22 protein-coding genes are annotated in these 23,008 nt (G+C 61.0%); 20 read left to right on the top strand and 2 right to left on the bottom strand.

Translation table 11 applies throughout. From position 1 onward, the window contains the following. The first annotated feature begins 56 nt into the window (after positions 1-56). The 4 genes from AA098_RS19300 to AA098_RS19285 all read left to right on the top strand — a co-directional run bounded on the left by AA098_RS19300 (position 57) and on the right by AA098_RS19285 (position 2,729). A complete protein-coding gene (locus AA098_RS19300) occupies positions 57-536 on the top strand; it encodes a hypothetical protein (protein WP_003254240.1) in 480 nt (159 codons plus the stop codon). A 72-nt stretch (positions 537-608) separates the two neighbouring features. Further along, positions 609-1,934, top strand: a complete 1,326-nt coding sequence (locus AA098_RS19295; protein WP_064614923.1) for an MFS transporter — start codon at positions 609-611, stop codon at positions 1,932-1,934. 94 nt (positions 1,935-2,028) lie between these two features. Continuing rightward, a complete protein-coding gene (locus AA098_RS19290) occupies positions 2,029-2,325 on the top strand; it encodes a type II toxin-antitoxin system MqsR family toxin (RefSeq protein ID WP_064614922.1) in 297 nt (98 codons plus the stop codon). Positions 2,326-2,327: 2 nt separating this feature from the next. Further along, positions 2,328-2,729 (top strand): type II TA system antitoxin MqsA family protein, encoded by a 402-nt coding sequence (locus AA098_RS19285; protein ID WP_003254235.1) that lies wholly within the window; start codon positions 2,328-2,330, stop codon positions 2,727-2,729. Positions 2,730-2,800: 71 nt separating this feature from the next. On the opposite strand, the gene AA098_RS19280 is transcribed toward AA098_RS19285, so the two are convergent. Continuing rightward, entirely contained in the window at positions 2,801-4,483 is a 1,683-nt protein-coding gene (locus tag AA098_RS19280) for an electron transfer flavoprotein-ubiquinone oxidoreductase (protein ID WP_010954959.1), read from the bottom strand. Between the two features lie 535 nt (positions 4,484-5,018). Here AA098_RS19280 and AA098_RS19275 point away from each other — a divergent pair. The 9 genes from AA098_RS19275 to AA098_RS19235 all read left to right on the top strand — a co-directional run bounded on the left by AA098_RS19275 (position 5,019) and on the right by AA098_RS19235 (position 11,916). Beyond that, positions 5,019-5,768 (top strand): electron transfer flavoprotein subunit beta/FixA family protein, encoded by a 750-nt coding sequence (locus tag AA098_RS19275; RefSeq protein ID WP_003254232.1) that lies wholly within the window; start codon positions 5,019-5,021, stop codon positions 5,766-5,768. A 1-nt stretch (position 5,769) separates the two neighbouring features. After that, positions 5,770-6,711: an electron transfer flavoprotein subunit alpha/FixB family protein gene (locus tag AA098_RS19270; protein WP_004573654.1), complete on the top strand. Its 942-nt coding sequence runs from the start codon at positions 5,770-5,772 to the stop codon at positions 6,709-6,711. Between the two features lie 75 nt (positions 6,712-6,786). After that, the gene (locus tag AA098_RS19265) at positions 6,787-7,608 is read left to right on the top strand and encodes an ABC transporter substrate-binding protein (RefSeq protein ID WP_003254229.1); all 822 of its coding nucleotides are present in this window, start codon (positions 6,787-6,789) and stop codon (positions 7,606-7,608) included. A 9-nt stretch (positions 7,609-7,617) separates the two neighbouring features. After that, positions 7,618-7,971: a DUF4398 domain-containing protein gene (locus AA098_RS19260; RefSeq protein ID WP_003254227.1), complete on the top strand. Its 354-nt coding sequence runs from the start codon at positions 7,618-7,620 to the stop codon at positions 7,969-7,971. Then, positions 7,968-8,780 (top strand): OmpA family protein, encoded by an 813-nt coding sequence (locus tag AA098_RS19255; protein ID WP_003254225.1) that lies wholly within the window; start codon positions 7,968-7,970, stop codon positions 8,778-8,780. Before AA098_RS19260 ends, AA098_RS19255 begins: the two co-directional genes overlap by 4 nt. A gap of 171 nt (positions 8,781-8,951) precedes the next feature. Continuing rightward, positions 8,952-10,394 (top strand): PLP-dependent aminotransferase family protein, encoded by a 1,443-nt coding sequence (locus AA098_RS19250; RefSeq protein ID WP_003254223.1) that lies wholly within the window; start codon positions 8,952-8,954, stop codon positions 10,392-10,394. Between the two features lie 64 nt (positions 10,395-10,458). Continuing rightward, positions 10,459-10,893: a hypothetical protein gene (locus AA098_RS19245; protein WP_064615255.1), complete on the top strand. Its 435-nt coding sequence runs from the start codon at positions 10,459-10,461 to the stop codon at positions 10,891-10,893. Between the two features lie 129 nt (positions 10,894-11,022). Beyond that, positions 11,023-11,277 (top strand): YkgJ family cysteine cluster protein, encoded by a 255-nt coding sequence (locus tag AA098_RS19240; RefSeq protein ID WP_003254220.1) that lies wholly within the window; start codon positions 11,023-11,025, stop codon positions 11,275-11,277. 33 nt (positions 11,278-11,310) lie between these two features. After that, positions 11,311-11,916: an START domain-containing protein gene (locus AA098_RS19235; RefSeq protein ID WP_047604107.1), complete on the top strand. Its 606-nt coding sequence runs from the start codon at positions 11,311-11,313 to the stop codon at positions 11,914-11,916. Positions 11,917-12,133: 217 nt separating this feature from the next. Here the strand turns inward: AA098_RS19235 and gltA are convergent, their stop codons facing one another. Continuing rightward, entirely contained in the window at positions 12,134-13,423 is a 1,290-nt protein-coding gene (gene gltA, locus AA098_RS19230) for a citrate synthase (protein ID WP_003254218.1), read from the bottom strand. 352 nt (positions 13,424-13,775) lie between these two features. On the opposite strand from gltA, the gene sdhC reads away from it, so the two are divergent. The 7 genes from sdhC (at position 13,776) to lpdA (ending at position 22,890) form a co-directional block, all read left to right on the top strand. Continuing rightward, positions 13,776-14,162, top strand: a complete 387-nt coding sequence (gene sdhC / locus AA098_RS19225; RefSeq protein ID WP_008091902.1) for a succinate dehydrogenase, cytochrome b556 subunit — start codon at positions 13,776-13,778, stop codon at positions 14,160-14,162. Further along, positions 14,156-14,524 (top strand): succinate dehydrogenase, hydrophobic membrane anchor protein, encoded by a 369-nt coding sequence (gene sdhD / locus AA098_RS19220; protein ID WP_003254214.1) that lies wholly within the window; start codon positions 14,156-14,158, stop codon positions 14,522-14,524. Before sdhC ends, sdhD begins: the two co-directional genes overlap by 7 nt. A gap of 3 nt (positions 14,525-14,527) precedes the next feature. Further along, a complete protein-coding gene (gene sdhA, locus AA098_RS19215) occupies positions 14,528-16,300 on the top strand; it encodes a succinate dehydrogenase flavoprotein subunit (RefSeq protein WP_003254213.1) in 1,773 nt (590 codons plus the stop codon). An 11-nt stretch (positions 16,301-16,311) separates the two neighbouring features. Further along, entirely contained in the window at positions 16,312-17,016 is a 705-nt protein-coding gene (locus tag AA098_RS19210) for a succinate dehydrogenase iron-sulfur subunit (protein WP_003254212.1), read from the top strand. A 246-nt stretch (positions 17,017-17,262) separates the two neighbouring features. Further along, positions 17,263-20,094, top strand: coding sequence for a 2-oxoglutarate dehydrogenase E1 component (locus tag AA098_RS19205; protein WP_003254210.1), 2,832 nt, complete (start codon positions 17,263-17,265; stop codon positions 20,092-20,094). A 42-nt stretch (positions 20,095-20,136) separates the two neighbouring features. Then, positions 20,137-21,360, top strand: a complete 1,224-nt coding sequence (odhB, locus tag AA098_RS19200) for a 2-oxoglutarate dehydrogenase complex dihydrolipoyllysine-residue succinyltransferase (protein WP_003254209.1) — start codon at positions 20,137-20,139, stop codon at positions 21,358-21,360. Between the two features lie 93 nt (positions 21,361-21,453). Continuing rightward, positions 21,454-22,890 carry a dihydrolipoyl dehydrogenase gene (gene lpdA, locus AA098_RS19195; RefSeq protein ID WP_003254207.1) on the top strand — a complete coding sequence of 479 codons (1,437 nt, stop codon included), beginning with the start codon at positions 21,454-21,456 and terminating at the stop codon, positions 22,888-22,890. Positions 22,891-23,008: the final 118 nt, after the last annotated feature.

Below are 23,008 nucleotides of genomic sequence, written 5' to 3'. Positions count from 1 at the left end.
TATTGGCGCAGTATGGTCATGGAGCGTGCCCATTACCCAATGGCCTAGGTCCGACCATGGTAAACAAGACCCTGCGCATTCTCATCGCCGATACACACCCGTGCCAGCGCCTGCAGCTGGAGCGGTTGCTCAATGGTTTGGGCTATTACCGGATAGCCCCAGTGGCCAGCTTCGAGGAGCTGCAGCGCCTGGTGCAGTGCGCCTTGCAGCCCTTTCACCTGTTGCTGGGCAATATTGAGCTGGCCAGCCATTGTGGCGTCGATCTAGAGCGCTTCTGCCGTGTCAGCACACAGATCCAGCATGCACTGCTTTACCATTCCAGCCAGTTGAAAGTGCCAGCAGTGCCGCAGGCCGAGCGCCAGGCGGTCAGCCTGAGCCTGCCTCAGGCGCCCGATAACGAGGCGCTGGAGACGTTCATGGCAATCATCGACGCACCGATGGTGGTCGGCAGGCTACCGCTGCCGGGCACCCTGCCGGCCAGTACAGCGCGGTCACGGCCGCGAGCCAACTTTGCGCATACGGTGTTCAACCGCTAGCGGTACCACCGGCGGGGCAATCGGGCAGCTATTTGTTATGCTCTTGCCCTTTGCCGATCTGCGGACCCTGCCATGACTGCCATCGATACCGCTCGCCCGCCCCGGTTCAGCCGCGGCGACCATCGGACCCTGGGCCTGGCGGCGCTGGGTGGCGCGCTGGAAATCTACGACTTCATCATTTTCGTGTTCTTCGCGCTGGCCCTCAGCCAGCTGTTCTTCCCGCCCGAGATGCCCGAATGGCTGCGCTTGCTGCAAAGCTTCGGAATCTTCGTCACCGGCTATCTGGCGCGGCCGCTGGGCGGCATCCTGATGGCGCACTTCGCCGACCACCTGGGGCGCAAGCGGGTATTCAGCCTGAGCATCCTGATGATGGCCCTGCCGTGTCTGCTGATCGGGGTGATGCCGACCTATGCCGACATCGGCTATGCCGCCCCGCTGATCCTGTTGGCCTTGCGCATCCTCCAGGGGGCTGCCGTAGGCGGTGAAGTGCCAAGCGCCTGGACGTTCGTTGCCGAGCACGCGCCCAACGGGCGGCGCGGTTATGCCCTGGGCTTTCTGCAGGCCGGGCTGACTTTCGGCTACCTGCTGGGGGCGCTGACCGCCACCTTGCTGGCGCAACTGTTCACCCCGCAGGAAATCCTCGATTACGCCTGGCGCTACCCGTTCCTGTTGGGTGGGGTGTTCGGTGTGGTGGGTGTGTGGCTGCGCCGCTGGCTCAGTGAAACACCGGTGTTCCTCGCCCTGCGCGCGCGCCAGGAGCAACCTGTGAGTTTTCCGCTGCGGCGAGTGCTGGGTGAACACCGCCGGGCATTGATCCCTGCCGCGTTGCTGACCTGTGTGCTGACCTCGGCGGTGGTGGTGCTGGTGGTGATCACGCCGACGGTGATGCAGCAGCGCTTCGGCATGAGTGCCGGGCACACCTTCGCCCTGAGCAGCGTGGGCATCGTCTTCCTCAACATGGGCTGCGTGCTGGCCGGGCTGCTGGTCGACCGTGTGGGTGCCTGGCGCGCGCTGATGCTGTATAGCCTGTTGCTGCCGCTGGGTATCGGCGCGTTGTACGCCAGCCTGGTGGGGCAGTGGGGCATGACCTGGCTGGCCTATGCGCTGGCGGGGTTGAGCTGCGGCGTGGTGGGGGTGGTGCCCTCGGTGATGGTGGGGCTGTTCCCGGCGCAGATCCGCGTATCGGGCATTTCCTTCACCTACAACGTGGCCTACGCACTGTGGGCCAGTACCACGCCGTTGGCACTGATTGCGCTGATGCCGTGGAGCCCATGGGTGTGTGTCGGGTTTTGTCTGATCATGGGCGCGGTGGGGCTGCTGACGGCCCTGTATTTCGGGCGTCGTGAGCCTTTGGTGTTTGCGGCTGAGCCGATGCCGGTCATGTGTGGCGACAAATGAGCCGGTAACGGCTGCGGGGCATTGGGGCAGACTTCCAGGTGGGGGCTATTGGAATAACCTATTAGCCAAATTTAACCTGGAAGGTTAATTTCTCATGGAAAAGAGAATGCCTAATTGCCCGCTGGAGCGGGTAAAAGCCCTGGCTGCGGCAAGGCGAATCCGCCCTACGGGTGCTGCATTGAAAGGCGCCAAGGCGCTGGGAATGGATTTTCCGGGCATGCTTGAGGTGATCACCAGCTTGAAGCGCACTGATTTCTACAAGAGCATGACCAGCCATATTGACCACCGGGTTGGGCAGGATGTGTATCGCCCGCTTACAGCAATTGGGTACGTTTATTTGAAATTGTCCGTGGTAGACGACGTGCTCATCGTGTCTTTCAAGGAGTTGTAACCATGAGATGTCCAATATGCGGCGGCTCGGAGCTTGCACCTGACATTCAGGGCATGCCCTATAGCTACAAAGGCGAGATGACAGTGATCCCTGAGGTAAGTGGCGATTACTGCTCCGCATGTGGTGAATGTGTACTGAGTCATGATGAAGCCATGCGTGTCAGTCACTTGATGACGGCATTCGAGCGCCAGGTCAACGCAAATGTTGTGGATCCTTCCTTTATTGCCTCCATACGCAGAAAGTTCGACCTCGACCAGCGTGAAGCGGGGGAAATCTTCGGTGGTGGGGTCAATGCGTTCTCCCGTTATGAAAACGGCAAGACCACACCGCCAGTGGCGTTGGTGAAACTGCTCAAGCTGCTGGATCGCCATCCAGAACTCTTTGAGGAAGTGCGTACTGCCTGATAATGGCAGCCAACAAAAAGCCCCCGGCCCATAAGTACCGGGGGCTTTTTGTTGCCGCAAGGGCAGGGGCCTTACATGTTCGGGTAGTTCGGCCCGCCAGCGCCTTCAGGGGTGACCCAGGTGATGTTCTGGGCCGGGTCCTTGATGTCGCAGGTCTTGCAGTGTACGCAGTTCTGCGCGTTGATCTGGAAACGCTTGTTGCCGTCTTCCTGGGTGACCACTTCGTACACGCCGGCCGGGCAGTAGCGCTGGGCTGGCTCGTCGTACAGCGGCAGGTTGCTGGCGATCGGCACGCTCGGATCGGTCAGCTTCAGGTGGCAGGGTTGTTCCTCTTCGTGGTTGGTGCTGGAGAGGAATACCGAGCTGAGCTTGTCGAAGCTGAGCTTGCCGTCCGGTTTCGGGTAGTCGATCTTTTTCGAGTCGGCGGCCAGCTTGAGGCAGGCATAGTCCGGCTTGGTGTCGTGCAGGGTGAACGGCAGCTTGCCACCGAACCAGTTCTGGTCGACATAGTTGAACGCCGCGCCCAGCAGCGGGCCGAACTTGTGCATGGCCGGGCCGAAGTTGCGGCTGGCGAACAGTTCTTCGTACAGCCAGCTGGCCTTGAAGGCGCTGACATAGCTGTTCAATTGATCGCCGCCTTCGCTACCGGCGATCAATGCGTCGGCCACTGCTTCGGCAGCAAGCATGCCGGACTTCATCGCGGTGTGGCTGCCCTTGATCTTGGCCACGTTCATGGTGCCCAGGTCGCAACCGATCAGCGCGCCACCATTGAAGACCATTTTCGGCAGCGAGTTGATGCCGCCCTTGGCCAAGGCGCGGGCGCCGTAGCTGATGCGCTTGCCGCCTTCGAGGTACTGGCTGATCACCGGGTGGTGCTTGAGGCGCTGGAATTCGTCGAACGGCGACAGGTAGGGGTTGGCGTAGGACAGGTCGACGATGAGGCCGACCACCACCTGGTTGTTTTCCAGGTGATAGAGGAACGAGCCACCGGTGTTTTCCTTGGCCACCACGTCCAGCGGCCAGCCGGCGGTGTGCACCACCAGGCCCTGTTCGTGCTTGGCCGGGTCGATTTCCCAGATTTCCTTCAGACCGATGCCGTAGTGCTGGACGTCGGACTCGCTGTCGAGGTTGAAGCGCTTGATCAGCTGCTTGCCAATATGGCCACGGCAGCCTTCGGCGAACAGGGTGTACTTGGCGCGCAGTTCCATGCCCGGGGTGTACAGGCCGTCCTTGGGGTTGCCTTCACGGTCGACACCGAGGTCGCCGGTAACGATGCCGCGGACCACGCCGTTGTCGTCGAACAGCGCTTCCTGGGCGGCGAAGCCCGGGTAGATTTCCACGCCGAGGTTCTCGGCCTGCTGGGCCAGCCAGCGGCACAGGTTGCCCAGCGAGATGATGTAGTTGCCATGGTTGTGCATGGTCTTGGGCACGAACAGGTCAGGCACCTTGGTCGCGCTGCCGGCATCCTTGAGCACGTAGATGTCGTCGCGCTTCACTTCGGTGTTCAGCGGTGCACCGAGCTCTTTCCAGTCGGGGAACAGCTCGTTCAGGGCGCGGGGCTCGAACACTGCGCCAGAGAGGATGTGGGCGCCGACTTCAGAGCCTTTCTCCACCACGCAGACGCTGATTTCGCTACCGGCTTCGGCGGCCTTCTGCTTCAGGCGGCAGGCGGCGGACAGGCCCGCCGGGCCGGCGCCGACGATGACCACGTCGAATTCCATGTATTCGCGTTCCACTGGTTCTCTCCTACTCATCAAGGCTCGTGCTGTTGCTTTGTCTTATGGGTGCGGGGCATTCGCAGCGGTTCTACGCAACGGCGGAACTGTAGCTGGGCAAATGACGGACTACACCGTTTTGTCTTGGCCGCGCATTATATCTACACCACTTGGCGGGTCCAATACAAACGTTTGTTTGAATTTGCCGCAGGCCAGTAAAATCACAGGAACGCGGCTGGAGGGTGACCGATTTGCCGTATTGACCGGAATGGGTGTTACGGTCAAGATACGAGCGGTTTTACGTTCGCCGTAGGCTTGCAGCCGGGCGCAGGTACACCTCTAAAGACCAGGTGTGGAGCAGGGTTTTGCGGGCTTAGGCCAGTTTGTAGTGGAGTTTACACGCCACGACAGGAAATGACCCGTGAGGATTTGTCGCAAGAGTCCGAACAAGACTGTTTGGTCACTGTGAAGTTGCTGCCTCCCGATACGTTTTTAGAGGTGCCCTTGTACCCACGCGCATCGCTGGGCTCTGCCCCAGGCGACTATCTATTCACCGGAGAGTAACGAGGAATCCATGAAGGTTCTTGTAGCTGTCAAACGAGTGGTCGACTACAACGTCAAGGTTCGCGTCAAAGCGGACAACTCCGGCGTCGACCTTGCTAACGTCAAGATGTCCATGAACCCCTTCTGCGAAATCGCCGTCGAAGAAGCCGTGCGCCTGAAGGAAAAAGGCGTTGCGACCGAGATCGTCGTCGTTTCCGTCGGCCCGACCACCGCCCAGGAGCAACTGCGTACTGCCCTGGCCCTGGGTGCCGACCGTGCCATCCTGGTAGAAGCCGCTGACGAACTGAACTCCCTGGCCGTGGCCAAGGCGCTGAAGGCCGTTGTCGACAAGGAGCAGCCGCAGCTGGTCATCCTCGGCAAGCAGGCCATCGACAGTGACAACAACCAGACCGGCCAGATGCTGGCCGCGCTGACTGGCTTCGCCCAGGGTACCTTTGCGTCCAAGGTCGAAGTCGCTGGCGACAAGCTGAATGTCACCCGTGAAATCGATGGCGGCCTGCAGACCGTTGCACTGAACCTGCCCGCGATCGTCACCACCGACCTGCGCCTGAACGAGCCACGCTATGCGTCGCTGCCGAACATCATGAAGGCCAAGAAGAAGCCGCTGGAGACTGTTACTCCAGACGCACTGGGCGTTTCCCTCGCCTCCACCAACAAGACCGTGAAGGTTGAAGCCCCGGCTGCCCGCAGCGCTGGCATCAAGGTCAAATCGGTGGCCGAACTGGTCGAGAAGCTGAAGAACGAAGCGAAGGTAATCTGATATGACTATCCTGGTTGTCGCTGACCTTCTACAAGGTCCGGAGAACGGTGCCGTAGCCCCGGCCACCCTGAACACTGTCGCCGCAGCCGCCAAGATCGGTGGTGATGTGCACGTGCTGGTCGCAGGCCAGAACGTCGGTGGCGTTGCTGAAGCCGCTGCCAAAATCTCTGGTGTTGCCAAGGTGCTGGTGGCTGATAACGCCGCCTACGCCCACGTCCTGCCGGAAAACGTCGCGCCGCTGATCGTCGAGCTGGCCAAGGGTTACAGCCACGTGCTGGCCCCGGCTACCACCAATGGCAAGAACATCCTGCCGCGCGTTGCCGCGCTGCTGGACGTGGACCAGATCTCCGAGATCATCTCGGTCGAGTCCGCCGACACCTTCAAGCGCCCGATCTACGCGGGTAACGCCATTGCCACCGTGCAATCGAGCGCGGCCATCAAGGTGATCACCGTGCGTACCACCGGCTTCGACGCCGTGGCCGCCGAAGGTGGTTCGGCTGCCGTCGAGGCTGTTGGCGCTGCGCACAACGCCGGTATTTCGGCTTTCGTTGGCGAAGAGCTGGCCAAGTCCGACCGCCCAGAGCTGACCGCAGCCAAGATCGTCGTTTCCGGCGGCCGTGGCATGGGCAACGGTGACAACTTCAAACACCTGTACAGCCTGGCCGACAAGCTCGGCGCCGCCGTCGGTGCTTCGCGCGCCGCGGTCGACGCAGGCTTTGTGCCGAACGACATGCAGGTCGGCCAGACCGGCAAGATCGTTGCGCCACAGCTGTACATCGCCGTCGGTATCTCCGGCGCGATCCAGCACCTGGCCGGCATGAAAGACTCCAAAGTGATCGTGGCGATCAACAAGGACGAAGAAGCGCCGATCTTCCAGGTGGCCGACTACGGCCTGGTCGCTGACCTGTTCGAAGCGGTTCCGGAGCTGGAAAAGCTGGTCTGATCCGCCTGCTTCACTTATAAAGAACCCGGCCCTCGTTTTGAGGGTCGGGTTTTTTTACGGCTTGAGGGGTGAGGGATGACGTTGCGCGGAACGGGCAGGGTGCTGGCATGTGTGGCGCTGTTGGTGTCACCACTGGCCATGGCCGCAGGCAAGTGCGAGCGCCTGGTGGCGACCGGCAGCCCTGATGCGCCGCCCTATTCGTGGCAGGACCCGAAAGACCCGAAGCACCTGGTCGGCGCCAACGTTGACCTGTTGCGCCAGGTGGCGGAAGAGCTGGGTGTGAAGGTCGAGGTGCTGAGTGCCGGTCGCCGTGATCAGGCGCTGGAAGAGGTGCGCAGCGGGCGCATGGACCTGCTGCTCGACACCCCCATGCAGGTGGAGCAACTGACCGCGCTGGACTACATCCATCCGCCGTTGCAGCTCAATGAGTACCTGGTGTGGACCCGTCATGATGCAGCGGTGACCTTTGATGGCCCGGCCGACCTGGCCAGGTACCAGGGCAGTTTGTCCGAGCGTGCGCGCCTGACCCCGGCCTTTACTGCGTTCGCCAAGGCCCAGCTCAAGCTGGTGCCGGCGCAGAACCTGACCCAGGCGTTCCAGAAACTGGTACTCGGCCAGGTGGATTATGTGCTGGCTGGCCGTTACTCCGGTATGGCCATGGCCCAGAGCCTGGGTATGAGCAATGACCTGATAGCCCGCGGCTTGCCGGTGGACAGGCCGGGCCTGTACCTGGCGCTGTCGCACAACTCGGCGTGCAATGACAGCTGGTTGCGTGGGCAATTGGCAAAAAAACTGACAGAATTGCCGATCTCTGGTGCATCCGAAGCTGTGCTGCAACGTAATGTCGAGCGCTGGAAAGCGCAGTTGCACGTGCCTGCGGACGCCCCCAAACACTAGGAAGATTGCGTGAGAACCCAACCACTAATCCTCGCCCTGGCCGTGCTCGGCCTGGCTGGCTGCGCCAATGATCCGGCCCCTGACGAGCAGATGCGCATTTCCGAACAGGCTCTGGACCAGGCCAAGGCCGTCGGCGCCACTGAGCAGGTAGAAACGCTCAAACTGGCTGAAGACAAGCTGGCCCGCGCCAAGGCCAACATGCTTACCCAGGACTATCGCGATGCGCGCATGCGCGCCGAGCAGGCCGAGCTGGATGCGCGCCTGGCCGAGGCCCAGGTGCTGAACCAGAAGAGCGAAGAGCAGCTGCAGGTGCTGCAGTCGCGGGTCAAGCGCTTGCGCAAGCAACTGGAGGTGCAGCCATGATCCGTCGTACGCCTTTGGCTGCATTGGCATTGTTGGCGCTGACGGCAGGTTTGCAAGGTTGTGCCAGCCAGCGCAGCAGTGCCGCGCTGGATGAGGCCACCGTCGCCTTCCAGGGGGTCAAAGATGATTCCGATGTGCTGCGCAGCGCGCCGCGTGACGTGATTCGGGCGGGTGAATCGCTGGCTCGCGCCGAGCGCCTGTCCAGTTACATCGGCACCGGTTCTGATGTGCGGCATTATGCTTACCTCAGCCAGCGCTACAGCGAGATTGCCCGCGAGCATGCCAAGCTGGCGCTGAACCAGGAGCGCCAGGCCAAGCTCGACCTGGAGCGCCAGCGCCTGCAGCTGGCCTTGCGTGAGGCCAAGTTGGCCAGCGTGCAGCAGCAGGGCAAGTGGGTCGAGTCGCAGATTGCCGCGTTGGCTTCGGAGCAGACCGACCGTGGCTTGGTGATGACCTTGGGCGATGTGCTGTTCGATACCGGCAGCGCCGACCTGAAGAACTCGGCCAGCCGGACTGTGCTCAAGCTGGTGCAGTTCCTGCAGCTCAACCCGCGCCGGGTAGTGCGTATCGAGGGCTATACCGACAGTACTGGCGCGGGCGAGGAAAATCTCAAGCTGTCGCGCGACAGGGCGCAGTCCGTGGCCGACATGCTTGTGGACCTGGGCATCGATGAAAAGCGCCTGCAGGTCGAGGGCTATGGCGACCAGTACCCGATCGAGGCCAATGCTTCGGAGCGGGGCAGGGCGCAAAACCGACGAGTGGAGATCGTATTCTCCGATGACAAGGGTCGGCTCGCGCCAGCGCGCTGAGTCTTGTCGAAACGGGCCGCTTTGCGGCCCGTTTTATGTCGGTTTAATCGTTTCGATAGCGGTCACGCTGTTGTATTGTCGACTATGTTGCAATCTGTCCCAGTACACTTTGCAACTGTTACGGTATTCTCTACCGTCAGTGACCCGTACAAGAATAACGAGCATGTCGACATGACCAACCTGCTGCTGTACCAGCGTATCGCCCAGCAACTGGCCGATGATATCCGTCGCGGTGTCTACCAGCCAGGCGAGCGGGTACCTTCCGTGCGCAAGATGAGCGCCCAGCTCAACGTCAGTCATGCCACGGTGTTGCAGGCCTATGCCAATCTTGAGGACCAAGGGCTTATCCGGGCGCGGCCGCAGTCTGGCTATTACGTGCACCAGACCCCTGCCTTGACCGCGCAAACCCCGGACATCGCCCGGGTGGAACGCCCCGGCCTGGTCACGCGCGCCAGCATCATCCAGCAGGTGCTGACTGAGGCGCGCCGCGATGGTGTGTTCCCGTTTGGCGCTGCAGTGCCGCATGTCGACTACCTGCCAGTGCGCGCCCTGCATCAGCAAATCGCCAAGGTGACGCGCTTCCACAGCCCGCGCGCCTTCAGCTACATGTTCAGCCCCGGTTTCGAGCCGCTGCGCCGACAGATTGCCATACGCATGCGCGATGCCGGCGTGCTGGTCGACCCGCGCGAAGTGATCGTGACCCATGGGTGTGTCGATGCCCTGCAGATGTCGCTGCGGGTGCTCACCCGCCCAGGTGACCTGATTGCCGCCGAGTCGCCGACCTATTACGGCTTGCTGCAGCTGGCTGACCTGCTGGGTTTGAAAGTGATCGAAATCCCCAGTGACCCGTCCACCGGTATCAGCCTCGAAGCCTTGCAACTGGCGGCTAACCAATGGTCGATCAAGGCGCTGGTGCTCACTGCGCGCTTGAGCAACCCGCTGGGCGGCACCGTTCCCGAAGAGCGGCAAAAGCAATTGCTGCGCCTGGCCTCGGACTTCGATATCCAGATCATTGAGGATGACATCTACGGTGAGCTGATGTTCGAGCAGGGCAAGACCAAGGCGCTGAAGGCGTTCGACCGGCTGGACCGGGTAATCTACTGTTCGAGCTTCTCCAAGACCCTGTCCCCTGGCGTGCGGGTGGGCTGGATGATCGCCGGGCGTTACCAGGACGAGATTCAGCGCCTGCAGACGTTTACCACCCACTCGGCCTGTAGCGTGACGCAGATGGGCGTGGCAGCCTACCTGGAGAATGGCGGCTACGACCGGCATCTGCGCTACATACGCCAGGAATATCGCAAGAACCTCAGTGCCTATCAGTTGGCAGTGCAGCAGCACTTCCCCGAGGGTACCCAGATGACCCGGCCGACAGGCGGCTTCATTCTCTGGGTGAGCCTGCCGGGTCGGGTCAATACCCAGGAGCTGCATGTGCGTGCGCTGGAGCAGGGCATCAGCATTGCGCCAGGACTGATATTCAGTAACACAGAGCAGTTCAACCACTGTGTCCGACTCAACTGCGGCATACCTTGGAATAAGGAGGCCGAGCGGGCTGTGATTACGCTCGGTTTGCTGGCGCAGCAGTTGTGCAGGGAGACTGCGGTTACGCTTTTGTAAGGCTTGCAAGCTGCCTATGGAACAGGGAGCATACGCATTTTTCCTGCCAGTCTGTCCATTTGCCATGAACGTTTTGCGCTGCTTTGTTCTGATCGTGTGCCTTTTGCCGTTTTGCTGCCCGGTCGTCCCTGCCTTGGCTGCGCAACCGGCAAGCGAGGTTCAGGCGGCTCAGGGTAAGCACGTGCCAAAAAAGGCGACAGCCAAGCCCGCGCACAAGCCGGTCAGCAAAGCGGTTGCCAAGCCATTGCCCAAGACAGGGCTGGACCTTAGCTTGCCCCTCGAGATGGTCAACAACCTTGAGCCGAATGTGGGCACGCTTTCCCCAATCCAGCGGCGCAAACCTTTGTTGCCGCCCATGTTCACAGAAAAGCCAGAGACCAATGACAGCCCGTTCCAGCTCAATGGCCGGCTGATCAACAACGAAATGCAGCTGCAACTGCGCAATGATAGCCGTCGTGAGGTGGAGGGCGCTGCCATCGATTTCGAGTATCGCCAATAGGCGAGAACTGACTGCTGGGTCACAGCAGATTTCATCGTGCCAGCAATTTCAAACGACTGTTTGAGCGGTTACTATCCAGGGACGTTCGTCCCGTTTTGTTCCAGGGAGTCCTGATTTTGGTGAATAGCCATGAAATGCCGTGAGGGCTGTGGTGCCTGCTGCATCGCCCCGTCCATCACTTCTGCGATGCCGCGAATGCCCAATGGCAAGCCGGCGGGTGAGCGCTGCCTGCACCTGACTGCGGCCAACCTTTGCGACCTGTTCGGCAAGCCCGAGCGGCCGGCGGTGTGCGGTGGCTTCAAGGCGGATGCCGAGGTGTGCGGCAGTGATCGTGACGAGGCAATCAGGATTCTTGGCTGGTGGGAGCAGATGACGGCGGCGTGACAGGCTGGATCTTCGACAACAAGGATAAACATGATGAGATCGTTCAAGCGTATTGCACTGCTGTGTGGCGTGGGTGTTCTGCTGTCGCCTGTGGCCTGGGCTGAAAACTGGCAAGTGGCCAAGAACGAGGACGGGATCAAGGTATCCCTCAGCGAAGTGGCGGGTTCCAAGTACAAGGCCTATCAGGGCGTTACCGTGATCAAGGCGCCGCTGGCCAAGGTGCAGGCGTTGCAGGAAGATGTGGTGGGTGCCTGCGCATGGATTCATGAGTGCAAGTTGCAGAAATTGCTCAAGCAAGAAGGTGACCAGACCTGGACCTACACCCAGTTCAATACACCCTGGCCGGTGACGCCGCGTGATTCGGTTTTGCATGTGACCACGGTCAAGGAGACGGACGGCAGCCTGGTGCGTAACCTGAAGGAAGAGCCGACCTATTTGCCGGAAGAGAAGGGCTTTGTGCGGGTGGCCAAGGTTGAGGGCTTCTGGAAGCTGGTGCCCAAGGGCGACAGCACGGAGGTGACCTACCAGGTGCACACCGAGCCGGGCGGCAGCGTGCCGGCAATGGTGGCCAACAAGTTCGTGGTGGATGCGCCGTTCAATACCCTGAAAGCTCTGCGCGAGCGGGCTGAGAAAAACTGAGGTTTAACGCGGCGCGCGGTCTCTGTGGGAGCGGCCTTGCGTCGCGAATGGGGCGCGCAGCGGCCTCCGAATCTTAGGCTTGGCGCAATATTGCGTGGGCTGCTTTGCAGCCCTTTCGCGACGCAAGGTCGCCCCCGCAAAGGCCGAACTGCGACCGGCAGGATTTACAATAAAAAAGGCTGCCCGAGGGCAGCCTTTTACGTTCAGCGATCAACGCTTACTTGCGGTCTTTCAGAGCAACGATGTCACGCTTCTGCTCACCGGTGTACAGCTGGCGCGGACGGCCGATCTTGTACGGGCTGGAGAGCATTTCTTTCCAGTGCGAGATCCAGCCCACGGTACGTGCCAGGGCGAAGATCACGGTGAACATGCTGGTCGGAATGCCGATCGCCTTGAGGATGATCCCCGAGTAGAAGTCGACGTTCGGGTACAGCGAACGCTCGATGAAGTAAGGATCGGTCAGGGCGATCTCTTCCAGGCGCATGGCCAGTTCCAGCTGCGGGTCGTTCTTGATGCCCAGCTCGCGCAGGACTTCGTCGCAGGTCTGCTTCATCACGGTGGCGCGCGGGTCGCGGTTCTTGTACACGCGGTGGCCGAAGCCCATCAGCTTGAACGGGTCGTTCTTGTCCTTGGCCTTGGCGATGAATTTGTCGATGTTCGAAACATCGCCGATTTCATCCAGCATGGTCAGTACGGCTTCGTTCGCACCGCCGTGGGCCGGGCCCCACAGTGCAGCGATACCGGCGGCGATACAGGCGAACGGGTTGGCACCCGACGAGCCGGCCAGACGAACGGTGGAGGTGGAGGCGTTCTGCTCGTGGTCGGCGTGGAGGATGAAGATCCGGTCCATTGCCTTGGCCAGCACCGGGCTGATCGGTTTGATCTCGCACGGGGTGTTGAACATCATGTGCAGGAAGTTTTCCGCGTACGACAGGTCGTTGCGCGGGTACATCATCGGCTGGCCCATGGAGTACTTGTAAACCATCGCAGCCAGGGTCGGCATCTTGGCGACCAGGCGCACCGCGGAGATTTCGCGGTGTTGCGGGTTATTGATGTCCAGGGAGTCGTGATAGAACGCCGACAGGGCGCCGACCACGCCGCACATCACCGCCATCGGGTGAGCGTCGCGGCGGAAGCCGTTGAAGAAGGACTTCAGCTGCTCGTGAACCATGGTGTGGTTCTTGACGGTGCTGACGAACTGGGCCTTCTGCTCGGCATTCGGCAGTTCGCCGTTGAGCAGCAGGTAGCAGGTTTCGAGGTAGTCGGACTGTTCGGCGAGTTGCTCGATCGGGTAGCCGCGGTGCAGCAGGATACCTTTGTCGCCGTCAATATAGGTGATCTTCGACTCGCACGAGGCAGTCGCCATGAAACCTGGGTCGAAGGTGAAGTGACCAGTGGCCCCTAACCCGCGGACGTCGATTACATCAGGACCAACGGTGCCGGTTAAAATGGGCAGCTCGACGGGGGCAGCGCCCTCGATGACCAACTGCGCTTTTTTGTCAGCCATGTGGCCTCCTATTAATGCTTGAAATCATCAGACAGACCCCCCACGCAGGGCCCGCACCACTATAGAGGGATAAATTCAGATGTCAATTTGCCTAAAGGCTTGTTGAATCAGGCATTCAAGCCTGATTTTTCCCGAAATTCTCGCCCATTTACGCCTTTTGTTCATTAAAGGCAATGCGCTATTTGGGCTACCCCGTCACGTTGTCATAAGCAGCCTAACTGTCTATACTCGGCACCCGACCGCCAGGGGCTTGCAAGCCCGAACTGCTGGGGGTCGCCGTTCCCTGGGTGGTGGGTACCTGACCAGTACACTTACCAACAACTTTGCCCTGATTCGCTAGGGGCTCTTCAGTGTGAAAAAAGCCGTGAAAAGCCAACGACCTGTAAACCTAGACCTAAGGACCATCAAGCTCCCCGTCACTGCGTACACGTCCATCCTGCACCGTATCTCCGGCGTCATCCTGTTCATCGGCCTTGCCATCATGCTTTATGCACTGGGCAAGTCGCTGGGTTCCGAGGAAGGCTTCGGTGAGGTGAAGGCGTGTCTGACCAGCCCGCTGGCCAAGTTCGTGACCTGGGGTCTGCTGTCCGCCCTGCTTTATCACCTCGTGGCAGGTGTTCGTCACCTGATCATGGACATGGGTATCGGTGAGACGCTGGAAGGCGGCAAGCTGGGCTCGAAAATCGTGATCGTCATCTCCGTGGTGCTGATCGTTCTGGTGGGAGTTTGGGTATGGTAACCAATGTCACGAACCTGTCGCGTTCGGGCCTCTATGACTGGATGGCGCAGCGCGTTTCTGCGGTCGTTCTCGCGGCTTACTTCCTCTTCCTGATCGGCTACGTGGTCGCCCACCCAGGCATCGACTACACCCAGTGGCATGGTCTGTTCTCCAACAACGCGATGCGGATCTTCAGTCTGCTGGCCCTCGTTGCCCTGGGCGCTCACGCCTGGGTTGGCATGTGGACCATTGCAACCGACTACCTGACGCCTATGTCGTTCGGCAAGTCGGCAACTGCGATTCGTTTCCTGTTCCAGGCGGTATGCGGCGTTGCGATGTTCGCTTACTTCGTCTGGGGTGTGCAGATTCTCTGGGGTATCTGATCCATGGCTAGCATTCCAACCATTTCCTTCGACGCCATCATCATCGGTGGCGGCGGCGCCGGCATGCGCGCAGCGCTGCAACTGGCTCAAGGCGGCCACAAGACTGCCGTAGTCACCAAGGTCTTCCCGACCCGTTCGCACACCGTATCCGCCCAGGGCGGCATCACCTGCGCCATCGCTTCGGCCGACCCGAACGACGACTGGCGCTGGCACATGTACGATACCGTCAAGGGTTCCGACTACATCGGTGACCAGGACGCTATCGAGTACATGTGTCAGGAAGGCCCGGCTGCGGTCTTCGAACTGGACCACATGGGTCTGCCGTTCTCGCGCACCGAAACCGGCCGCATCTATCAGCGCCCGTTCGGTGGTCAGTCCAAGGACTTCGGTAAAGGTGGCCAGGCCGCCCGTACCTGTGCCGCTTCGGACCGTACCGGTCACGCGCTGCTGCACACCCTGTACCAGGGCAACCTGAAAGCGGGTACCACGTTCCTCAACGAGTACTACGCAGTTGACCTGGTGAAGAACCAGGACGGCGCATTCGTGGGTGTGATCGCCATCTGCATCGAAACCGGCGAAACCCTGTACATCAAGTCCAAGGCCACCGTACTGGCCACTGGCGGTGCAGGCCGTATCTACGCGTCCACCACCAACGCCCTGATCAATACCGGTGACGGTATCGGCATGGCCCTGCGTGCAGGCGTGCCGGTGCAGGACATCGAAATGTGGCAGTTCCACCCGACCGGTATCGCCGGCGCCGGTGTACTGGTCACCGAAGGTTGCCGTGGTGAAGGTGGCTACCTGATCAACGCCCACGGCGAGCGCTTCATGGAGCGTTACGCGCCGAACGCGAAAGACCTGGCCGGCCGCGACGTGGTTGCCCGTTCCATGGTCAAGGAAATCATCGCCGGCAATGGCGTGGGCCCGAACAAGGACCACGTACTGCTGAAGCTGGACCACCTGGGCGAGGAAGTGCTGCACAGCCGCCTGCCAGGTATCTGCGAACTGTCCAAGACCTTCGCCCACGTCGACCCTGTGGTCGCGCCGGTGCCGGTGGTTCCAACCTGCCACTACATGATGGGCGGCGTTGCCACCAACATCCATGGCCAGGCCATCACCATGGACGCTGACGGTCAGGATCACATCATCCCGGGCCTGTTCGCCGTAGGTGAAGTGGCGTGCGTATCGGTTCACGGTGCCAACCGCCTGGGCGGCAACTCGCTGCTCGACCTGGTGGTGTTCGGCCGTGCTGCCGGCCTGCACCTGGAGAAGGCGCTGAGCGAAGGCGTGGAATACCGCGACGCCAGCGACACCGACGTCGATGTTGCCCTGAACCGCCTGAACAAGCTCAACGAGCGTACCAGCGGTGAAGACGTTGCCAGCCTGAAGCGCGAGCTGCAGAGCTGCATGCAGAACTACTTCGGTGTATTCCGTACTGGCGAATACATGCAGAAGGGTATCGAGCAACTGGCCGGTCTGCGTGACCGTATCGCCAACGTCAAGATCAACGACAAGTCCCAGGCCTTCAACACCGCGCGTATCGAAGCGCTGGAGCTGCAGAACCTGCTGGAAGTTGCCGAAGCTACCGCCATCGCGGCGGAAGCCCGTAAAGAGTCCCGCGGCGCTCACGCCCGTGAAGACTTCGAAGACCGTGACGACGAAAACTGGCTGTGCCACACCCTGTACTACCCGGGTGAGAAGCGCGTTGCCAAGCGCGGCGTCAACTTTGCGCCGAAGACTGTTCCAGCCTTCGAACCAAAAGTCCGGACTTACTAAGGGTGGCTGCTATGTTGAAAGTCGAAGTTTATCGTTACAACCCGGACACCGACTCGGCGCCAAAAATGGAGTCGTTCGACGTCGATACCGGCGGCAAGGACCTGATGGTGCTGGATGTATTGGCACTGATCAAGGAAAAGGACGAGGGTTTCTCGTACCGTCGCTCCTGCCGTGAAGGCGTTTGCGGTTCCGACGGCATGAACATGAACGGCAAGAACGGCCTGGCCTGCATCACCCCGCTGTCGGCGGTGGTGAAGGGCGGCAAGCTGGTTCTGCGTCCTCTGCCAGGCCTGCCGGTCATTCGTGACCTGGTGGTCGATATGAGCATCTTCTACAAGCAGTACGAGAAGGTGAAGCCGTTCCTGCAGAACGACACCCCGGCCCCGGCCATCGAGCGCCTGCAGTCGCCGGAAGACCGTGACAAGCTGGACGGCCTGTACGAGTGCATCCTGTGCGCGTGCTGCTCGACTTCCTGCCCGTCGTTCTGGTGGAACCCGGACAAGTTCCTGGGCCCGGCAGCCTTGCTGCAAGCCTACCGCTTCCTTGCCGACAGCCGCGATACCAAGACTCAGGAGCGCCTGGCGTCCCTGGATGACCCGTTCAGCGTATTCCGCTGCCGCGGGATCATGAACTGCGTAAACGTTTGCCCGAAAGGTCTGAACCCGACCAAGGCAATCGGTCACGTACGTAACATGCTGCTGCAAAGCGGCACCTGATACAAAGCGTTGTACCTGCAGTAAGCCGAGGTGCGGGTGGTGAGCCCGCACTGAGGTAAAACCCGAACAAGGGCCCACAAAGCCCGCGTTCATTACCTATGAAGATATGAGACCAGCAGGGGCTTTCCGGGCTGGTACCCGGAAAATCAGCAGGATCCAAGTGGCGTGGTTCAGTCGCTGTTTTCGGACTTTTCCAGGTTTGCTGTGGCTCTCGCCGATCAGTCCCCTAATCGAGGGTGACCAAGCATGCAAGAAAGCGTGATGCAGCGCATGTGGGATAGCGCCCACCTTTCAGGTGGTAACGCTGCATATGTGGAAGAGCTCTACGAGCTCTACCTGCACGACCCTAACGCTGTGCCAGAAGAGTGGCGCACTTACTTCCAGAAGTTGCCAGCCGACGGCAGCACCGCTACTGATGTATCGCACTCGACAATCCGCGACCATTTCGTACTGCTGGCAAAGAACCAGCGCCGCGCCCAACCGGTTTCCGCCGGGAGCGTGAGCAGTGAACACGAGAAGAAGCAGGTTGAAGTTCTGCGACTGATCCAGGCCTATCGTATGCGCGGCCATCAGGCTGCCAAGCTCGACCCGTTGGGGTTGTGGCAGCGCCCTGCGCCCGTAGACCTGTCGATCAATCACTACGGCTTGACCAATGCCGATCTTGATACGACCTTCCGTGCCGGCGACCTGTTCATCGGCAAAGAGGAGGCGAGCCTACGCGACATCTTCGATGCACTCCAGAAGACATATTGTCGCACCATTGGCGCCGAATTCACCCACATCGTCGATTCCGAGCAGCGCAGCTGGTTCCAGCAGCGCCTGGAAAGCGTGCGCGGCCGTCCGGAGTTTTCCGCTGACGTGCAGGCCCACCTGCTCGAGCGCGTGACCGCCGGTGAGGGCCTGGAAAAGTACCTGGGCACCAAGTACCCGGGCACCAAGCGTTTCGGCCTTGAAGGCGGCGAGAGCCTGATTCCGATGCTGGATGAAATGATCCAGCGTTCCGGCTCTTACGGCGCCAAGGAGGTCGTGATCGGCATGGCCCACCGTGGCCGCCTGAACGTGCTGGTGAACACCTTCGGCAAGAACCCGCGCGAGCTGTTCGACGAGTTCGAAGGCAAGAAGATGAACGAGCTGGGCTCCGGTGACGTGAAGTATCACCAGGGCTTCTCCTCGAACGTGATGACCCCGGGTGGCGAAGTGCACCTGGCCATGGCGTTCAACCCGTCCCACCTGGAAATCGTTTCGCCGGTGGTCGAGGGTTCGGTGCGCGCCCGTCAGGACCGCCGCAACGACACCGTTGGCGACAAGGTGCTGCCGATCTCGATCCACGGCGACGCTGCGTTCGCTGGCCAGGGCGTGGTCATGGAAACCTTCCAGATGTCGCAGACCCGCGGTTTCAAGACCGGCGGTACCGTGCACATCGTGATCAACAACCAGGTTGGTTTCACCATCAGCAACCCACTGGATGCGCGCTCCACCGAGTACGCGACCGACGTTGCCAAGATGATCCAGGCACCGATCCTGCACGTGAACGGCGATGACCCGGAAGCCGTGCTGTTCGTCACCCAGCTGGCCATCGACTACCGCATGCAGTTCAAGCGTGACGTGGTCATCGACCTGGTCTGCTACCGTCGCCGTGGTCACAACGAGGCTGACGAGCCGAACGGCACCCAGCCGCTGATGTACCAGCAAATCAGCAAGCAGCGCACTACCCGTGAGCTGTATGCCGAGCAGCTGATCCAGGCCGGTCGCATCGACGCCGAGCGCGCTCAGGCCAAGATCGACGAGTACCGCAACGCGCTGGACAATGGCCTGCACGTGGTGAAAAGCCTGGTCAAGGAGCCGAACCGCGAGCTGTTCGTCGACTGGCGTCCGTACCTGGGCCATGCCTGGACCGCGCGTCACGACACCCGTTTCGACCTCAAGACCCTGCAGGATCTGTCGGCCAAGCTGCTCGAGCTGCCGGAAGGTTTCGTGGTCCAGCGTCAGGTGTCGAAGATCTACGAAGACCGTCAGAAGATGCAGGCCGGTGGCTTGCCGATCAACTGGGGTTATGCAGAGACCATGGCTTACGCCACCCTGCAGTTCGAAGGTCACCCGATCCGCATGACCGGCCAGGACATCGGCCGTGGCACCTTCTCGCACCGTCACGCGGTGCTGCACAACCAGAAGGACGCCAGCACCTACATTCCGTTGCAGAACCTGTTCCCTGGCCAGCCACGTTTCGATCTGTACGATTCGTTCCTGTCCGAGGAGGCGGTACTGGCCTTCGAATACGGCTACTCCACCACCATGCCGAACGCGCTGGTGATCTGGGAAGCCCAGTTCGGCGACTTCGCCAACGGTGCGCAAGTGGTGATCGACCAGTTCATCACCAGTGGTGAGCACAAGTGGGGCCGCCTGTGTGGCCTGACCATGCTGCTGCCACACGGCTATGAAGGGCAGGGGCCGGAGCACTCCTCCGCGCGTCTGGAGCGTTACCTGCAGCTGTGCGCCGAGCACAACATCCAGGTCTGCGTACCGACGACGCCGGCACAGATTTACCACCTGCTGCGTCGCCAGGTCATTCGCCCGCTGCGCAAGCCGCTGGTCGTCCTGACGCCGAAGTCGCTGCTGCGCCACAAGCTGGCCATCTCGACCCTGGAAGACCTGGCAGAAGGCTCGTTCCAGACCGTGATCCCGGAAATCGACGCAATCGATCCGGCCAAGGTCGAGCGTCTGGTGCTGTGCAGCGGCAAGGTCTACTACGACCTGCTGGAAAAACGCCGTGCCGAAGGCCGCGAAGACATCGCCATCCTGCGTATCGAGCAGCTGTATCCGTTCCCTGAGGACGATCTGGTCGAAATCCTCGCCCCTTACACCAACCTCAAGCATGCGGTCTGGTGTCAGGAAGAGCCGATGAACCAGGGTGCCTGGTACAGCAGCCAGCACCACATGCGCCGTATCCTGGGCCGCCACAACAAGGCACTGGTCCTGGAATACGCCGGTCGCGACGCTTCTGCCGCGCCAGCCTGTGGTTACGCTTCGAAGCACGCCGAACAGCAGGAAAAACTGCTGCAAGACGCCTTCACTGTCTAACGCCTTCGCGCACCTGAAACCGAATTTAAGGAAACACAGATAATGGCTATCGAGATCAAAGCCCCAACCTTCCCGGAATCGGTTGCCGATGGCACCGTTGCCACCTGGCACAAGAAGCCGGGCGAAGCCGTCAAGCGTGACGAGCTGATCGTCGACATCGAGACTGACAAGGTTGTCCTGGAAGTACTGGCGACTGCCGATGGCGTGCTGGGCGACATCGTCAAGGGCGAGGGCGACACCGTCCTGTCCGACGAATTGCTGGGTTCGATCGTTGAAGGCGGTGCTGCCGCCGCGCCTGCCGCGGCCGCCGCACCTGCAGCTGCTCCGGCCGCTGCCAGCGCTGACGCCGGCGAAGATGACCCGATCGCTGCCCCGGCTGCGCGCAAGCTGGCTGAAGAAAACGGCATCGACCTGGCTACCGTGGCAGGCACCGGTAAAGGCGGTCGCGTCACCAAGGAAGACGTGGTTGCTGCTGTTGCCAACAAGAAGTCGGCTCCTGCCGCTGCACCGGCTGCCAAGCCTGCCGCTGCTGCCGCTGCCCCGGTTGTCGTCGCCGCTGGCGACCGTACCGAGAAGCGCGTGCCGATGACCCGCCTGCGTGCCAAGATCGCCGAGCGTCTGGTCGAAGCCCAGTCGAACATGGCAATGCTGACCACCTTCAACGAAGTGGACATGACCGAAGTCATGGCCCTGCGTTCGAAGTACAAGGACCTGTTCGAGAAGACCCACAATGGCGTGCGCCTGGGCTTCATGTCGTTCTTCGTCAAGGCTGCCACCGAAGCGCTGAAACGCTTCCCGGCTGTCAACGCCTCGATCGACGGCAACGACATCGTCTACCACGGCTTCGCCGACGTCGGTGTTGCCGTGTCCAGCGACCGTGGCCTGGTGGTGCCGGTGCTGCGTAACGCCGAGTCGATGAGCCTGGCTGAAATCGAGAACGGCATCGCTACCTTCGGCAAGAAGGCCCGTGACGGCAAACTGTCCATCGAAGAGATGACCGGTGGTACCTTCACCATCACCAACGGTGGCACCTTCGGTTCGATGATGTCGACCCCGATCGTCAACCCGCCGCAGGCCGCCATTCTCGGCATGCACAACATCATCCAGCGCCCGATGGCCATCAATGGCCAGGTCGTGATTCGCCCGATGATGTACCTGGCGCTGTCGTACGATCACCGCCTGATCGACGGCAAGGAAGCGGTAACCTTCCTGGTCACTATCAAGAACCTGCTGGAAGATCCGTCCCGCCTGCTGCTGGACATCTAACCCTCTGGCTGCGTACCGTGCCGGGCCTGGCTTCGCGAGAAGCCATGCCGCGCGGTTCGCGGCTTGTAGCTTGTAGCTGATAAGGAATCTTTTATGACCCAGAAATTCGACGTAGTGGTAATCGGTGCAGGCCCAGGCGGCTATGTAGCTGCCATCAAGGCCGCACAACTTGGTCTGAAGACTGCCTGTATCGAGAAGTACACCGACGCCGAGGGCAAGCTGGCCCTGGGCGGCACCTGCCTGAACGTAGGTTGCATTCCTTCCAAGGCGCTGCTGGACAGCTCCTGGAAATACAAGGAAGCCAAAGAGAGCTTCAACGTCCACGGTATCTCCACTGGCGAAGTGAAGATGGACGTGGCCGCGATGGTTGGCCGCAAGGCGGGCATCGTCAAGAACCTGACCGGTGGCGTTGCCACCCTGTTCAAGGCCAACGGCGTCACTTCGATCCAAGGCCACGGCAAGCTGCTGGCCGGCAAGAAAGTCGAAGTCACCAAAGCTGACGGCACCACCGAAGTCATCGAAGCCGAGAACGTGATCCTGGCTTCCGGCTCGCGCCCGATCGACATTCCGCCGGCCCCGGTCGACCAGAACGTCATCGTCGACTCCACCGGCGCCCTGGAATTCCAGGCCGTACCGAAGCGCCTGGGCGTTATCGGTGCAGGCGTGATCGGCCTGGAGCTGGGCTCGGTATGGGCTCGCCTGGGTGCTGAAGTGACCGTCCTGGAAGCCCTGGACACCTTCCTGATGGCTGCCGACACCGCCGTGTCGAAAGAAGCCCAGAAGACCCTGACCAAGCAAGGCCTGGACATCAAGCTGGGCGCTCGCGTCACCGGCTCGAAAGTCAACGGCAATGAAGTCGAAGTGACCTACACCAACGCCGAAGGCGAGCAGAAGATCACCTTCGACAAGCTGATTGTTGCCGTCGGCCGTCGCCCGGTGACTACCGATCTGCTGGCTGCCGACAGCGGCGTGACCATCGACGAGCGTGGCTACATCTTCGTCGACGATTACTGCGCCACCAGCGTTCCTGGCGTGTACGCCATCGGTGACGTGGTACGCGGCATGATGCTGGCCCACAAGGCTTCGGAAGAGGGCATCATGGTCGTTGAGCGCATCAAGGGCCACAAGGCCCAGATGAACTACGACCTGATCCCATCGGTCATCTACACCCACCCGGAAATCGCGTGGGTCGGCAAGACCGAACAGGCCTTGAAGGCCGAGGGCGTTGAGGTTAACGTGGGCACCTTCCCGTTCGCGGCCAGCGGCCGTGCGATGGCTGCCAACGACACCGGTGGTTTCGTCAAGGTCATCGCCGATGCCAAGACCGACCGCGTTCTGGGTGTTCACGTGATTGGCCCATCGGCTGCCGAACTGGTGCAGCAGGGCGCAATCGCAATGGAATTCGGCACCAGTGCCGAGGATCTGGGCATGATGGTCTTCAGCCATCCAACCCTGTCCGAAGCGTTGCATGAAGCAGCGCTGGCGGTGAATGGCGGCGCCATTCACGTGGCCAACCGTAAGAAGCGTTAATTATAAGAAACCACGGCGGGCTGCCCGTCGTGAGTCTTGCGTGCATGACTCACCGCGGAAAGTCCGCCGGACCGGATCACACGGGAAACCCGGGGTCAACGGTCACAGGTGGTGCGGC

The organism is Pseudomonas sp. JY-Q (assembly GCF_001655295.1).
Classification (GTDB): Bacteria; Pseudomonadota; Gammaproteobacteria; order Pseudomonadales; family Pseudomonadaceae; genus Aquipseudomonas; species Aquipseudomonas alloputida.
Note: the sequence above shows the minus strand (reverse complement) of the source record. Positions and strands in the feature narration are given on the sequence as shown.

Excerpts from the sequence above, each read along its gene's own strand:
- AA098_RS19300 (WP_003254240.1), top strand. The coding sequence starts at position 57 with ATGGTAAACAAGACCCTGCGCATTCTCATCGCCGATACACACCCGTGC.
- AA098_RS19295 (WP_064614923.1), top strand. The coding sequence starts at position 609 with ATGACTGCCATCGATACCGCTCGCCCGCCCCGGTTCAGCCGCGGCGAC.
- AA098_RS19290 (WP_064614922.1), top strand. The coding sequence starts at position 2,029 with ATGGAAAAGAGAATGCCTAATTGCCCGCTGGAGCGGGTAAAAGCCCTG.
- AA098_RS19285 (WP_003254235.1), top strand. The coding sequence starts at position 2,328 with ATGAGATGTCCAATATGCGGCGGCTCGGAGCTTGCACCTGACATTCAG.
- AA098_RS19280 (WP_010954959.1), bottom strand. The coding sequence starts at position 4,483 with ATGAGTAGGAGAGAACCAGTGGAACGCGAATACATGGAATTCGACGTG.
- AA098_RS19275 (WP_003254232.1), top strand. The coding sequence starts at position 5,019 with ATGAAGGTTCTTGTAGCTGTCAAACGAGTGGTCGACTACAACGTCAAG.
- AA098_RS19270 (WP_004573654.1), top strand. The coding sequence starts at position 5,770 with ATGACTATCCTGGTTGTCGCTGACCTTCTACAAGGTCCGGAGAACGGT.
- AA098_RS19265 (WP_003254229.1), top strand. The coding sequence starts at position 6,787 with ATGACGTTGCGCGGAACGGGCAGGGTGCTGGCATGTGTGGCGCTGTTG.
- AA098_RS19255 (WP_003254225.1), top strand. The coding sequence starts at position 7,968 with ATGATCCGTCGTACGCCTTTGGCTGCATTGGCATTGTTGGCGCTGACG.
- AA098_RS19250 (WP_003254223.1), top strand. The coding sequence starts at position 8,952 with ATGACCAACCTGCTGCTGTACCAGCGTATCGCCCAGCAACTGGCCGAT.
- AA098_RS19245 (WP_064615255.1), top strand. The coding sequence starts at position 10,459 with ATGAACGTTTTGCGCTGCTTTGTTCTGATCGTGTGCCTTTTGCCGTTT.
- AA098_RS19240 (WP_003254220.1), top strand. The coding sequence starts at position 11,023 with ATGAAATGCCGTGAGGGCTGTGGTGCCTGCTGCATCGCCCCGTCCATC.
- AA098_RS19235 (WP_047604107.1), top strand. The coding sequence starts at position 11,311 with ATGAGATCGTTCAAGCGTATTGCACTGCTGTGTGGCGTGGGTGTTCTG.
- gltA (WP_003254218.1), bottom strand. The coding sequence starts at position 13,423 with ATGGCTGACAAAAAAGCGCAGTTGGTCATCGAGGGCGCTGCCCCCGTC.
- sdhD (WP_003254214.1), top strand. The coding sequence starts at position 14,156 with ATGGTAACCAATGTCACGAACCTGTCGCGTTCGGGCCTCTATGACTGG.
- sdhA (WP_003254213.1), top strand. The coding sequence starts at position 14,528 with ATGGCTAGCATTCCAACCATTTCCTTCGACGCCATCATCATCGGTGGC.
- AA098_RS19210 (WP_003254212.1), top strand. The coding sequence starts at position 16,312 with ATGTTGAAAGTCGAAGTTTATCGTTACAACCCGGACACCGACTCGGCG.
- AA098_RS19205 (WP_003254210.1), top strand. The coding sequence starts at position 17,263 with ATGCAAGAAAGCGTGATGCAGCGCATGTGGGATAGCGCCCACCTTTCA.
- odhB (WP_003254209.1), top strand. The coding sequence starts at position 20,137 with ATGGCTATCGAGATCAAAGCCCCAACCTTCCCGGAATCGGTTGCCGAT.
- lpdA (WP_003254207.1), top strand. The coding sequence starts at position 21,454 with ATGACCCAGAAATTCGACGTAGTGGTAATCGGTGCAGGCCCAGGCGGC.